Below are 13,762 nucleotides of genomic sequence, written 5' to 3'. Positions count from 1 at the left end.
GGCCATTATTGCCCGGGTTTCTCGCCGGGAAGTTCGGCGCCCGGCGGGCCGGATGTACTCATGAGCAGTTCGGCGAGCTCCGCGGGACCGGGTAACCGGTCCGGGGAGACCGTGCGACCGGTGTGCACATAGTGGAATGCGGCGCCTACTCGCCGCAGCACCTGCTCTTCGTCTTCGCCGGTCCGGGCGGACAGCAGACGGGCCCACGCCAGCCGGTAGACGGCGAGCTGCATCGCGACCGCGGGCTCGTCGGCGGGACCCGGTTCGGCGCCGGTTTTCCAGTCGACGACCGTCCAGCGGTCACCGGGTTCGGCGAAGACGGCATCCATCCGGCCGCGGATCACGATCCCGGCGATGGTGGTTTCGAAGGGCACCTCGATATCGATCGGGCGGCGCGCGGACCACGGTGAGGAGAGGAACGCCTCCTGCATCCGGGCCAGCTCCACATCGGCGGCGGCGCCCGCGTCGGCCGCGCCCGGCAGATCGTCGAGTCCGGGCAGCTGATCGGTGGCGAACCAGCGCTGCACCCAGGCGTGGAAGGCGGTGCCGCGGCGCGCCAGCGGATTCGGCGGATACGGCAGCGGCCGGCGCAGCCGGGCGGCGAGTTTTCCGGGGTCGGCACGCATTTCCACCAGAGCCGTGGCGGGTAGCTGGCTGGGCAGCTCCACATCGGTGACGGTGGCCGCCGCCGACCGGTATTCGGCGAGCAGGGCATCGACATCGGCGATCCAGCCGTCCGGGTCGTCGTCGGTCTCCGGTTCCGGTGCCCCGGCGGCCAGTTCGGCCAGCGCCGCGTGCACCAGGGCGGCGCCCTCCTCGATATCGGCCCGGCGCACGCCCAGTGGATCGTCGGGCCAGGCCGCGGTATCGGGCAGGGCGGCCAGCGGGTTCGGCTCCTCCGGTTCGGGTTCGTCCGCCCAGTGCGCGATCCGGACCCCGCTGTCCGGTAGTTCGGCGGCGGCTTTCAGCTCGAGCAGGAAGTCGGACGGGCCTTTCGGTTTGTCACCGGATTCGGGCCAGTGGTGGGCGGAAACCAGCAGCACGCGTTCGGTCCGGGTGAGTGCGACATAGAACAGCCGGCGGTCCTCGTCGAGCCGGCGCCGCTGCAACGCCTGTTTGTGCGCGGTGAGACACCACTGCAGATCGGCACGGTCGGCGCAGTCGGACAGATCGAGCACCGGGACCCCGTCCGGCGCGTCCGTGGTGGCGCGGTCGCCGCGCAGCGACGTCGGCAGTTCGGCCAGTGCGCCGAGCCAGGTGTTCACCCCGCGGGTCGACGGGAACACCTCCCTGCAGATGTGCGGGACGGCCACCACCTCCCATTCCAGCCCTTTCGCGGCGTGCACGGTGAGCACCTGGACGCGGTCCGGCGCGACCTCCACTTCGCCGGGTTCCAGGCCGTTCTCCACCGATTCCGCGGCCGCGAGGAAAGCGAGCAGTCCGCCGAGGGTCGCGCCGCTGTCGGTGGCATAGCCGGCCACAACCTCGGCGAACGCATCGAGATGTTCCCGTCCGGCCCCGGAACCGGCCAGCGCCCGGCGGGCCTGGGCCTCGACACCGACCCCGATGGTGCGTTCCACATCGGCGACCAGTTCGGTCAACGGCTGCCCGGCTCGTTCCCGCAGCATGGCGAGTTCCCGGCCCAGCGCCGTGATCCGCCGATGGCCGGCGGCCGAATAGCGTTGCGGTGGACCGGGATCGGCGATCGCGTCGGCCAGTCCGGCGCGTTCGGCGGGTTCGGGCGCCACCTCGCGCAGCGCGGCGGCCAAGGCCACGGAATCGGTGATATCGCCGCCGGGTTCGTGCCCGATCGACAGCTCCCGGGCCCGGCGGGCCAAGGCGGCCAGATCGGCGACACCGAGGCGCCAGCGGGCGCCGGTGAGGATCCGCACCGCCGCGCTACCGGCCGCGGGATCGGCGATGAGACGCAGGGTCGCCACGATATCGGCGACCTCCGGCGTCGCCAACAGCCCGCCGAGACCGACGATCTCGACCGGCAGGCCCTGCGCGCGGAGCTGTTCGGCGAGTTCGGCGGCGTCGGCGTTGCGGCGGATCAGCACCGCGGAGGTGGGTGGCGGCCGCTGCTCGTCGCGGGCCTGCGCCCATTCCGCCGCGATCCGCTCGGCGATCCAGCGGCGTTCGTCGGTGACCGTCGCGCACAGTGCCAGCGCGAGATCTCCGGGTGTGGCATCCGGTTTGGCCCGCAACTCGTCCACCGTCACCCCACCGCTCGCCCGGGCCGCGGCGCGCAGCGGTTCGACAACCGAATTGGCCAGCCGCAACGCTTCCGGTGGGTTGCGCCAGCTGGTGAGCAGCGGCAGCACGGGCGCCGGATCGCCGGACGCCTCGGGGAAATCGGTGGTGAACCGCGGCAGGTTGGCCGCCGAGGCGCCGCGCCAGCCGTAGATGGACTGCATGGGGTCGCCGACCGCCGTCACCGCCAGGGGGCGCGGCTCGGTACGGCGCGGTCCGCCGCGCCCGGCCGTGAACCCGGCACCGAACAGGGCCGACAGCAGCACCCGCTGCGCGTGGCCCGTGTCCTGGTATTCGTCGAGCAGGACCAGCCGGAACCGGGCGCGTTCGGCGACCGCGACCTCGCGATGGTCGGCCGCCAGTCGCGCGGCCAGCGACATCTGTGCCCCGAAATCCAGGGCGCCACGCTGATACAGGGTCTCGCGCAACTGCCGGACCAAGGGCAGCAACGCGACCCGTTCGCGCTGGGCCCGCAGAATCCCGAGCAGTTCTTTGTTCGGCCCGCCGCGCTGCCGCGGCCCGGGCGGCAGCGTGTGGACGAGTTTCTCCAGCTCGGCATGGGCGTGGGTCAGCTCGTCGGGCTCCACCAGATGTTCGGCGAGCTGCCCGGAGAGCGCGAGCACCGCCTCGGTGACGGTCAGCGGTGACCGGTCGGTCTCCAGATCGCCGTCCCAGCTGCGCACCACCTGATGCGCGAGCTGCCACAGCTGGGTTTCGGTGAGCAGCGTCGCCGACGGTTCCACCGGCAGCAGCAGCCCGTGTTCGCTCAGCAGCCGGCCGGCGTAGGAGTGATAGGTGCTGATCTCGGGTTCGGCACCGGTCAGGGTGGCGCGCAGTTCGCCGGTGGGGTCGAGATCGCGCAGCAACCGGGATCCGGCCAGCCGGGCCAGCCGCGTCCGGATGCGGGCGGTGAGCTGCTGGGCGGCCTTGCGGGTGAAGGTGAGGCCCAGTACTTCCTCCGGCGTGACGAGACGGTTGGCCACCATCCAGACGACCCGGGCCGCCATCGTCTCCGTTTTACCGGCGCCCGCGCCCGCGACCACCAGCATCGGGCCGGGCGGTGCGGCGATCACCGCGGCCTGTTCCGCGGTCGGCCGGGGAAGGCCGAGCGCGTCGGCCAGTTGCCCCGGTGTGACCCGGGCGCTCACTCCTCGGTCACCTGACGTCCGGCGTCCTGGATCGGGCAGCTGTTCTTCACCGAGCAGTGGCGGCAGCCGTCGTTGCGGATCGCCAGGAACTCCGGGCCGGCGGTGGCCGCGGCGGCGGCGTGAATGGTTTCGCGCCAGGTTTCGAGCGATTCGGCGTCCAGCGCGGGCTGGACGCGTTCCTTCGCGACCCCGTCCGCCGCCGGAAGACCGACGTACACCAGCCGGGCGCCACCGGGTTCGGGATCGGCGGCAGTCTCGTCGAGCGCACCGGCCGCGGCCGCGACCTGGTAGGTCGCCAGCTGGGCGTGCTGGGCGGCACCGGCCCCGCTGACCGGGTTCTTCCCGGTTTTCACATCGACGATCACGAAGCGGCCCGCGGCATCGCGTTCGAGCCGGTCGATCCGGCCGCGGATCCGCACCGGGGGCGCGTCCGCGCCGCGGCCGGGCAGCACACAGTCGACGGGCACCTCGATACCGGCCTGGGTGAGTTCGTGCCGGGTGGTACGCACCCAGGCGACGAACGCGTCCAGCATGGCCTCTGTGCGGCGCAGCTCCTGCCGGGAATGCCAGCTGGTTTCCGGGTCGATACCGGTCCAGCTGCGGGCGAGTTCGGCACGCACCTGGTCGAGCGGGACCCGGCCGGCCAGCGCCTGCACCAGCGTGTGCACCAGGGTGCCCTTGACGGCGTGCGGGTTGTCCCCGTCCGATCCGCCGTGGCGTTCCAGTGCCCAGCGCAGCGGGCAGGTGCGCAGCAGTTCCACGGTCGACGGCGACAACGCGACCGGGTCGTCACCGTCCCACAGGGTTTCGGTGGAGCTGAGTTCGCCGACGCCGTACCAATCGCCGGGCGCGGTGCCGGGAATACCGGCCAGGGCGAGCCGGGCCAGCTGGCCGGCCGCGCGGCGGCGGCGTTCGTCGCCCGCGCCGGGATCGCAGACGGCCGCGCGGAGTTCGGCGATCAGCGCGTGCAGGGCCAGCACCCGTCCCGGTTCGGCGATCGGGAGCGCTTGTTCGTCGGATTCGCCGCCGAGCAGTTCGGCCAGGAACCGGGACGGCACCAGGTCGCGGTCGCCGGTGACCGATTCCACCGCGGTGACCAGCAATGATCGCCGGGCGCGGCTGCACGCGAGGAACAACAGCCGGCGTTCGTCGGCCAGGATCGGCGCGGTCCGGCTGACCCGCTCGGTGATCCCCGCGACCTGGTCCACCAGATCTTCGGTGTGCAGCAGGGTGCCGCGCGGGCGTGGATCGGGCCAGATCCCCTCCTGCACACCGGCGACCGCGACGACCTCCCATTCCCGCCCGGCCGCGGCGTGGGCGCTGAGCAGATCGACGGCGTCGTCCTGCCGTGAGCGGGCCGCGCGGTCCTGCGCGATCTGCTGCTGGGTGAGGTATTCGACGAAGCCCTCGATGGTGGCGCCGGGCAGCCGGTCGGTGTAGGCGGCCGCGGCGTCGAACAGCGCGACGGCCGCGTCGAGGTCGCGATCGGCCTGCATACCGGCCGCCCCGCCGCGCTCGGATTGCGCCAGCCAGCGCCTCTCCAGCCGCGACGCGGTCCACAGCGCCCACAGCACATCCTCGAGCCCGCCGCCCTCGCGCCGGACTTTGCGGGCGCGGTCCAGCGCCCGCAACGCACGGTTCAGCGGGGCGATCTCGACCTCGGTGAGCCCGGCGAGAATCCGCTCGTTCCCCGAGCCGAGGAGCAGATCGCGCAGGATATCCACCGAAGGGCGGTCGGAAATCCGGCCGCCGCCTGCAGGTATGGCTGCGGAAGCGCTGCCGGAGCGGTCGCCGTCACGGTGATCTCCCGCCACCCGGCCGGCCGGCCGGTTCACCGGATCGGCGCTGTCCGCCCCAGGATTCGCGGTGCCCGCGGTACCGCTGCCGTCGACCGCGGCGCCGGGCCGGTCTTCGAGCGGGGCGGTGCGCAGGTATTCCGGTGCGGAGACACCATCGTTGCCGGGGGCGGGAGGACGCACGGCGCGCCCCACCGCACCGGAGCTGTCGCTCTCGGTACGGCGATCCGGGCGGTCGTGACCTGGGTCGACCGCTCCGGGCGCGGAACCGTATTTCGGGCCTGGCCGGGAGGCGGGTCCGTCATCTTCTGCCGCATGCGCGGCACTATCCCGCTCATCCGCAGGAGGCCCGAACCCATCCCGGCCCCGCAGTGTGCGGTGCGACGCGTCGTCCGCGTCCGGCTGCGGTTCGTGCTCATCGTCCGGGCGGTCCGGCGGAAGCCCGTCCCAGGGGTCGGCGTAGTAGTGGCCGTCGTCGAGACCGAACCAGTCCGCGTCCTCGGCGTAGCGGTCCGGGTCGTCCGCGCGGGTTTCTTTCTCGCGCTCGGCGGCAGGGTAGTCGTCCGGGCGTTGTCCCTGCGCCGATTCGGGATCGGGTATCGGCGGCTCGTCGTCCGGGTCCGGCGCTTGTCCGAGTTCCGGGTTCGGCGCTTCCCCGGGTTCGGGTTCGGCGGCGGGGCCCAGTGTCGCGGACAATCCGGGTTCGGGCGTGGACCGGGCGAGTTCCAGGGTCGTGCGCCGGATACCGCGGCGCAGCCGGCGCAGGCTGATCTGATCGGCGCCGCCCAGTGGGCCGGCCAGCAGGTCGAGTGCCTCGTCGGGCCCGAACAGTGACTCCGTCGAGCCGGCACCCCGGCGGGCGGCCTCGCCGGCGAGTACGGCGCGCAGCGCGAGCAACATCCAGGCGGCGCCGCGGCGGCGGGCCAGCGGGGTGTCGTTCACCGGCTGGCGGACCGGCACCCCGGCCGCGAGCAGCGCCCGGCGCAGCGGTGGGAGCAGCAGCGGCACCGACCGGACGATCACGGCCATCTGCGACCACGGCACACCCTCGGTGAGATGCGCGCGACGCAGCTGGTCGGCGATCAGCGACGCCTCCTTGGCCGGGCTGCCGAGTACCCGCACCCGGACCTGCGCGGAGTCGGGGTCGCCGCGCTCCTCCGGTCCCAGGTCGGCGATCGTGGTGCGGTGAGCGGCGGTACCCGGCAGCCGGGCGGCGATCCGCGCGGCCGCGGTGTGTACGGCGGGACCGCTGCGATGGTTGGTGTGCAGGACGATCCGCCGCGACGCCGGCACCTCGAGGTCGGTGAGAAACCGCGGGTCGGCACCGCGGAAGGTGTAGACGGCCTGATCGGGGTCGCCGGCGATCACGGTGGTGCCCGCGCCCGCGGCGAGGACCCGGACCAGTAGCGCGGCCTGCGGGTCCAGATGCTGGGCGTCGTCGACCAGCAGGCAGCGCAACCGGGCGCGTTCGGCGGCGAGCAGTTCGGCGTCACCGGCGAGCGCGTCCAGCGCGGCCCCCACCAGCTCCGCCGCGTTCAGCGCGGGCGCCGAGGCCTCCGGCGCCGCCACCCCGACCGACCAGCGCAGCAGCATCGCCTGCTCGTAGCGCAGCGCGAACCGGCCCGCGGCCACCCAGTCGGGCCGGTCCAGGCGGCGGCCCAGATCGATCAGGTCCTCGGGGCCCAGCCCGCGTTCGGTGGCGCGCAGCATCAGGTCACGCAGTTCGTCGGCGAAACCACTGAGGCTCAGCGCGGGCTGCAGCCGCCGGGGCCACAGGTCACCTGCTCCAGCGGCGATATCGGCGAGGTCGCCGCGCAGCATTTCGCGCAGCACGGCGTCCTGTTCGGCGCCGGTGAGCAGCCGCGGCGGCGGATTCCCGTGCCGGGCGGCTTGGCGGCGCAGGATCCCGAAGGCGTACGAGTGGATCGTGCGGGCCAGCGGTTCGCGCGTCGCCCCGGCGACCGGCATTGCCGAGCCGGTACCGGAGATCGCGGAGACGGGCGGGTCGGCACCGGCGTCGGTGAACAGCACATCGGCGACCCCGGCCGATGACCCGGTACCGGCCCAGCCGGCCGTCGCGTCGCCGGCGGGCAGGGCGGCAGCGTTATCACCGGTGACCTGCTGATCGGTGCCGGTGCGCTGTCCGGCGGCACCACCGGCAGCCGGGCGGCCGCCGATGGGCGGGTGGCCGGGGCCGGATCCCGTGGTGGCGGTCGATTCCGGATCGGCCAGTGGGAACAGGGCCGGGTCGAAGTGGCCGTGGACGTCCGGGCCGCTGTCGAAGACCGGGGCGCAGACGTCCCAGTGCGTCAGGCGTTCGGTGAGGGCATCGCGGGCGGCGGCCGCGGCCTGCTTCGAATGGGTGAGCAACAGCACGGATTCCGGATCGGCTCCGGCGGCGATCCGCGCGGCCGCCACATCCACCAGCAGCGCCGTTTTCCCGGTCCCCGGACCGCCCAGCACCCGCCACAATCGGGCGGGACCCGATTGCGCTGTGGTTGCCGGCGCCTCGGCGAACAGCGCGCGAATACCGGCGCCCCAGGTCCGAGCCCGGGGAGCCGCGGTTCTCCGGCGCACCAGCCGCACCGGCCTATCCGAACGCACCACGACCGCTATTGCAACAGACGGGGCCGACACCGCCGGTACCACGTCGGCATCGCGCGCGCTGCGGGTGCGGGGTACGGCGGGAAGAATGTCATCGTGTCCACACTGCATGTTCACCGATTCGGCCCGGCCACCGGCCCGGCACTGCTTGCTCTGCACGGTCTCACCGGACACGGCAAACGCTGGGCAGACCTGGCCTCCCGGTTGCTGCCCGATATCCGAGTGATCGCACCCGACCTGCGCGGACACGGTTTCTCCACGTCGCTACCGCCCTGGGACTTCGAAACGATCGCGGCGGATCTGGAAGCCCTGCTGGTCGCCGAAACCGATGAGCCGGTGCTGGTGGTCGCGCATTCCTTCGGCGGCGCGTGCGCCCTCCATCTGGCCGAACGCCGGCCCGACCTGGTCCGCGGCCTGGTTCTGCTGGACCCGGCCGTCGCGCTCGACCCGGCCTGGCTGCACGAGATCGCGGCGGCCACCCTGGACTCGCCCGACTACACCGACGCCGAGGAAGCCCGGATGGACAAACTCGCCACCGGCTGGGGTGCGGCCGCCCCCGCCCTGCTGCAGGCCGAACTCGACGACCACCTGGTGCCGGCCGGGAACGGGCGGGTCGGCTGGCGGGTGAGCCTGCCCGCGCTGATCGCCTACTGGGGCCAGCTCGCCCGCGACCCCGCTCTACCCCGGCCGGACGTGCCGACCGTGCTGGTCCGCGCCACCAAGGTGGACCCGCCCTTCCTCGCTGCCCCGGTGCAGGCGGTGCTCGCCGAACGGCTGGGCGAGCACCTCACCGTCGAGGAATGGGATTGCGAGCATATGGTCGCCCAGGTTCTCCCGGAGCGGACGGCGGCGCTGATCCGCGCGGCGCTGTAGGCCGGCGATGGTCACCAGCGACGAACAGATCGAACACGTCCGCGCACTGGTCGCCTCGATTCCGCCGGGGCGGGTCGCCACCTACGGCGATATCGCCGCCGCCGTGGGTTTGTCGACCCCCCGCACGGTCGGCTGGATCATGCGCACCGACTCCGGTGATCTGCCCTGGCACCGAGTGCTGGGCGCCTCCGGAAAACCCGCGGCCCACCTCGCCGGACGGCAGTTGCGGTTGCTCGCGGCCGAGGGCGTACCCGTCACGGACGGCCGGGTCGACCTGCGGGCAGCCCGGCATGTGTTCCCTTGACCTCCATAGCGCAGCCCGCGTCGTCCCAGACGGCGAATAGCATGATCCTTATGCCGAATTCCGCGCCCGCCCCGGCCGTGATAGTCCTCGCCGGGGGCCGGGCCAGCCGCATGGGCGGTGTGGACAAACCGGGCCTCGTGGTCGGCGGCCGGACCATGCTGGAGACCGCCCTGGCCGCGGTGACCGGGCTGGGTTCGATAGTGGTGGTCGGCCCGCCACGCTCCGAACTCGCCGAATCCATCGTGCAGACCCGCGAACCGGAACCGGGCTCGGGCCCGGTGGCGGCCGTCGCCGCCGGGCTGGCCGCCCTCACGGACGAGGCACCCGAGCACGTGGTGATCCTCGCCGCCGATCTGCCCTTCCTCACCGATGCGGTGATCGGCGAACTCCTCCGGCACCGCGCGGATCACGACGCCGTCTTCGCCGCCGACAGCGACGGCCGGCCGCAATACCTCATCGGCGTGTGGCGGTACGAGACGCTCGTGGCCCGGCTGCGCGAGCTGGGCGGTGTGGTCAACCAGCCCATGAAAGCACTGGTGCCCCGCAACACCGAGACCGTGCCGCTCGCCGGAGTCGACGATTGCGATACCCCGGGCGATATCGATGCCGCCCGCACGGCGCTCGGTCGCGCGTCATCGCCCGGCACTCTCGCCGACGGATCGCTCGAAGCTGCTCATGAAGCGGAGCTGGGTACCGGTCGTTCCGGGTCGCCGCGCACCCGCGAACCCGGCCCCTCGGCATCCCTCGACCGAGGGTCACCGAGGACCGGGGACCCCGGGTCGCCGGGCCACGGTTCCTCCGAGTCACCCGCCCGCGGTAACTCCGACGTCCGCTCCGCCGGCGGCACGGACTCGCTCGTCCCCGGGGACCCCGGGCTCGCTACTTCGGGGCCGCTCGACGCCCGTACCACCGCGTTGCCCGCGGCCGGTACCAATGGGCCCGCGGCTCCCGGGAGGGTCGACTCACCGAACTCCGGGCCGACCGAAGCTCCCCCCTCCGAATCCGCAACCCCGTGCGCCCCGGGAACTCGGATACCCGTCACCGGCGCTCCGCTCTCGCTGCGTCAGGCCCGGGAAGCCCTGTGCGAGGGCCTGTCTCGCCTACCCGAGCACGATCGCGAGCTGGCCGCCGCCCGTGGCGCGGCCCTCGCCGCTCCGATCACCGCAGCCGGCGCCCTGCCCCGTTTCGATGTCTCGGCGATGGACGGATACGCCGTCTCCGGCGACGGACCCTGGGAATTGCGCGCCGATATCGGTTTCGCCGGGGGGCAGCGTCCGCACGGCCTGCTCCCCGGCGAGGCGGTGCGCATCGCCACCGGCGCCCACGTTCCCGACGGCACCACCCGGGTTCTCCGCGACGAATTCGCCCGGCTCGACGGCCGGTTGCATCGGCTGCCGGACACTCCGGACCGCTCCGATATCCGCCGCCGCGGCGAGGACCGCACGCCGGGTGAGGTCATAGCCCCGGCCGGTTCCGCCGTCACCGCCGCGCTTGTTTCGGCCGCGGCGGCGGTCGAGGTCACCACGGCGGCCGTGCGCGGCCCGGTCCGCGCGCGAATCGTCATGACCGGCGACGAGATTCGCAGTACCGGTCCGCTGCAGGCCGGGCAGACCAGGGATTCGATCGGCCCGGTCCTGCCCGTACTCCTCGCCGCACAGGGAGCGATCACCCTCGATCAGGTCCATCTCCGCGATACCGCCCATGGTTTCGATCAGGTCCTCGCGACCGCAACCGATTGCGATCTACTGGTCGTGGTCGGCGCGACCGGCGGCGGCGCCGCCGATCAGCTCCGCGGCGCCCTCGACCGCGCCGGCTCCCGGATCCTGGTCCCCCGCCTGGCGTTACGCCCCGGAGGATCGACGGTGGTAGCCGAACTCCCCTCGGCGACAACAGTTCTCGGGCTGCCCGGCAACCCCTTCGCCGCGGTCGCGATCCTGCTGGCCCTCACTCCGGCCGTAGTCGCGGGTCGCACCGGAGCCCAGCCACCGCGCCCGCTGCTCGGCCCGTTGCACAACGCGGCCGAAATCGCCGGCCCGGTACCCCGGATCGTCCCCGCCCGCTACGCCGCCGCACCCGCGGGCGGCTGGATCGGCGACCCCGCCGTCCGCACCGCCCATCTCGGCGGCCTCGTCGACCGAGACGGCCTGGTCGTCGTCCCGGCCGACGCCCGCGACGGCACCGTGGTCGAGTTCATCCCGGTCCCCCGCTGATCGGGGCAGGTGAAGCCGTACTCCACCCACCCCGTCGACAACAAGATCGGCGAGACCGTGCCATCCTGATACATCACCCGAGGCGCGTCACCGGCCAGGCAACCGAATGGGTGGCTCCGAAAGGCTCACTCTGAGTTCCGAGGCAATCTTGACCATGCCGTAACGGCACAGTTCACCCTGGAGTGAAGGCCGGTGCGTACGCTCCGGCGGAGCCGAGCCCGAGGAGTCGAACATGTCGTGGAGTACTCGTGAACTCGCCGAACTCGCCGGCACCAGCGTGCGGACGATCCGGCACTATCACGACGTCGGCCTCCTCGAACAACCAGAACGCAGCAGCAACGGCTACAAGCACTACGGTGTCTCCCACCTGCTGCGTGTTCTGCGGATCAAACGCCTGTCCGATCTCGGCCTCCCCCTGTCGCGGATCGCCGAGATGGGCGACGACGAATACCCGCACGAATCGCTGTACGCCCTGGACGCCGAACTCGCCGCCACCATCGAACGCCTCCAGCGCATCCGCATGGAGCTCGCCCTCATCCTCCGTCAGGGCAGCCCCACCGACCTCCCGCCCGACCTGTCACCGCCCGCCACAAAGCTCACCGAGGCCGATCGCGCCTACACCGTCATCATGAACCGCGTCCTCGGTCCGACCGCCCTCGATTCGCTCCGCGAAATGCTGACCGCCATAACCCCGGACGACCCCGCCATGACGGAATTCGACAACCTACCGGCCGACGCCGACGAACAAACCCGCGCCGACCTGGCCGAACGAGCCGCACCCTACGTCCGCAACCTGCACGCCACCTACCCCGGCCTCCGCTCGATCGCCGACTCCCCTGTCGGCCCCGAACGCGCGGCCCAGGCCCTCGGCCTGGCCCTGCGAGACCTCTACAACGAGGCCCAGGTCGACGTCCTCCTCCGCGTGAGTCAGCTGATCGGGGCCGTCCAGGACTGATCCGGCACTGCGCCGGAGAACGCCGGTATCGACCCGAGGATCAGCTCCAGCGTTCCGGGGTGACCGGGGCTTCCCAGGCGCGGGCATAGCGGCGTTTGTCGGGGCCGGCGATTTCCTTGCTGCGGTAGACGACGTAGGGGCGGACCATATAGCCGACAGGGGCCGAGAACATGTGGACGAGGCGGGTGTAGGGCCAGACCGCGATCAACGCCAGGACGAACAGACCGTGCGCCTGGAAGGTCCAGGGGGTGCCGACCATCAGGTCCGGTTGGGGGCTGAGGGTGAAAAGGCTGCGGAACCACGGGGAGACCGTTTCGCGGTAGTTGTAGGTGCCCCACAGCAGGTTGCTGCCCATGGTGTTCAGCATTCCGGTGAGCAGGGCACCGGCCAGCAGGAAGTACATGAACTTGTCGTTGGCGGTGGTGGCCTTGCGGACGGCGGGGACGGTGAAACGCCGGTAGAGCAGGATGCCGATCCCGGCGATCACCATGAGACCCGCCACCGAGCCGGCGCTCACCGAGATCAGGTGGTAGACGTGTTCGCTGATACCCACGGCCGCGGTCCAGGATTCGGGGATCAGGACGCCGAGGATATGCCCGAAGAACACCCCGAGCATGCCGAAATGGAACAGTGGGCTGCCCATGCGCAGCAGGCGGGATTCGTAGATCTGGGATGACCTCGTGGTCCAGCCGAATTGGTCGTTGCGGTAGCGCCAGATATGACCCAGCACGAAGGACGTGAAGGCGACATAGGGCAGGGTCATCCACAAGAAGGTGGTCATCGGGCACTCCTCGGAGCAGGTACATGCGGTCCGCGGAGACCGGAGCGAATGCGGGAGTATCGCATCACAAGGCCCTCCTCGGACTGGGTTCATGCGGTACGGCGAGGCCGGGGCGCCGGCGGCGGGATCGCATTATCGGCGGCCTCCCGATCCGTCCGGCATCGTCGGGTCCATGGCGAAGGGCTCCAGCCCGACCTCTTCCTCCGGCGGCCCCTGCGCGGCGAGTTCGGCGATCTTGCGCCGGTCCGCGGTGGTCGGCGGGGCGAGGGTCGCCAGTACGGCGGCCAGGACCCCGGCGTACGGCGAACCGGCGTCGGCGAGCGACAGCCGCAGCAACTCGATCACCGGGACATGCTCACCGAGGAGCCGTTCCCCGCCGATGGGGTCGACAGTGGCAGCGAATTCCAAGAGCACCGGCAGGTGATCGGGGAGTTCGGTGTCGTCGAGTTCCACCCCGGCGTGCCGGTAGGCGTGTTTGAACCGCAGCAGTGCCATACCGCGTTTGCGGGTGTCCCCGTAGGCGTAGAAGGTGAGGTGCAGGCTGGCGCGGCGGCGCATATCGAAGGTTTCGACATAGTGCGCCGCGAGGTCGAGTTGCGGGGTGGTGCGCAGATGGTCGCAGAACGGCGCGAGGTGGATGCGCACCGGTTCCGGCAGTTCCGCGACGGCCGCGGTCACCTGGTCGAGCATGGTGATCGTGGCGGCGGCGGGATAGTCGAGCAACAGGGCGGTGGTCCGCCAGACGAGCCGGCGGTCCCGTTCGCTCATCGCGACCGTGGGTTCGGGCCGGCGGCGCAGTTTCAGCAGCGACATCATCCACCCCGCTGGGCGCGGGCCG

Annotated in this window: 8 protein-coding genes; 4 read left to right on the top strand and 4 right to left on the bottom strand. The window is 72.1% G+C overall.

Features of this window, described 5'->3' with window-relative positions; all coding sequences use genetic code 11:
* Positions 1 to 5: 5 nt before the first annotated feature.
* Positions 6 to 3,401, bottom strand: coding sequence for a UvrD-helicase domain-containing protein (locus ACQEVO_RS02000; RefSeq protein ID WP_432908227.1), 3,396 nt, complete (start codon positions 3,399 to 3,401; stop codon positions 6 to 8).
* Entirely contained in the window at positions 3,398 to 7,801 is a 4,404-nt protein-coding gene (locus ACQEVO_RS01995; RefSeq protein ID WP_432922270.1) for a PD-(D/E)XK nuclease family protein, read from the bottom strand. Before ACQEVO_RS01995 ends, ACQEVO_RS02000 begins: the two co-directional genes overlap by 4 nt.
* A 96-nt stretch (positions 7,802 to 7,897) precedes the next feature.
* Between ACQEVO_RS01995 and ACQEVO_RS01990 the strand changes: the two genes are divergently transcribed.
* The 4 genes from ACQEVO_RS01990 to ACQEVO_RS01975 all read left to right on the top strand — a co-directional run bounded on the left by ACQEVO_RS01990 (position 7,898) and on the right by ACQEVO_RS01975 (position 12,143).
* Complete coding sequence (locus ACQEVO_RS01990) at positions 7,898 to 8,674, top strand: alpha/beta fold hydrolase (RefSeq protein ID WP_432908225.1); 777 nt, start codon at positions 7,898 to 7,900, stop codon at positions 8,672 to 8,674.
* 7 nt (positions 8,675 to 8,681) lie between these two features.
* A complete protein-coding gene (locus tag ACQEVO_RS01985) occupies positions 8,682 to 8,978 on the top strand; it encodes an MGMT family protein (protein WP_432908222.1) in 297 nt (98 codons plus the stop codon).
* Between the two features lie 50 nt (positions 8,979 to 9,028).
* Entirely contained in the window at positions 9,029 to 11,188 is a 2,160-nt protein-coding gene (locus ACQEVO_RS01980; protein ID WP_432908219.1) for an NTP transferase domain-containing protein, read from the top strand.
* A gap of 232 nt (positions 11,189 to 11,420) precedes the next feature.
* On the top strand, positions 11,421 to 12,143 hold the full coding sequence (locus tag ACQEVO_RS01975; protein ID WP_432908216.1) for a MerR family transcriptional regulator: 723 nt from the start codon (positions 11,421 to 11,423) through the stop codon (positions 12,141 to 12,143).
* A 40-nt stretch (positions 12,144 to 12,183) separates the two neighbouring features.
* Here ACQEVO_RS01975 and narI read toward each other — a convergent pair whose 3' ends face one another.
* Complete coding sequence (gene narI / locus ACQEVO_RS01970) at positions 12,184 to 12,924, bottom strand: respiratory nitrate reductase subunit gamma (RefSeq protein WP_432908213.1); 741 nt, start codon at positions 12,922 to 12,924, stop codon at positions 12,184 to 12,186.
* Positions 12,925 to 13,056: 132 nt separating this feature from the next.
* A complete protein-coding gene (narJ, locus tag ACQEVO_RS01965) occupies positions 13,057 to 13,737 on the bottom strand; it encodes a nitrate reductase molybdenum cofactor assembly chaperone (protein WP_432908210.1) in 681 nt (226 codons plus the stop codon).
* Positions 13,738 to 13,762 lie beyond the last annotated feature (25 nt).

The organism is Nocardia sp. CA-290969 (genome assembly GCF_050936135.1).
GTDB lineage: Bacteria > Actinomycetota > Actinomycetes > Mycobacteriales > Mycobacteriaceae > Nocardia.
Note: the sequence above shows the minus strand (reverse complement) of the source record. Positions and strands in the feature narration are given on the sequence as shown.

Bases quoted from the DNA above. Each gene is read 5' to 3' on its own strand.
- ACQEVO_RS01985 (WP_432908222.1), top strand. From the start codon at position 8,682: ATGGTCACCAGCGACGAACAGATCGAACACGTCCGCGCACTGGTCGCC.
- ACQEVO_RS01975 (WP_432908216.1), top strand. From the start codon at position 11,421: ATGTCGTGGAGTACTCGTGAACTCGCCGAACTCGCCGGCACCAGCGTG.
- narJ (WP_432908210.1), bottom strand. From the start codon at position 13,737: ATGTCGCTGCTGAAACTGCGCCGCCGGCCCGAACCCACGGTCGCGATG.
- narI (WP_432908213.1), bottom strand. From the start codon at position 12,924: ATGACCACCTTCTTGTGGATGACCCTGCCCTATGTCGCCTTCACGTCC.
- ACQEVO_RS01980 (WP_432908219.1), top strand. From the start codon at position 9,029: ATGCCGAATTCCGCGCCCGCCCCGGCCGTGATAGTCCTCGCCGGGGGC.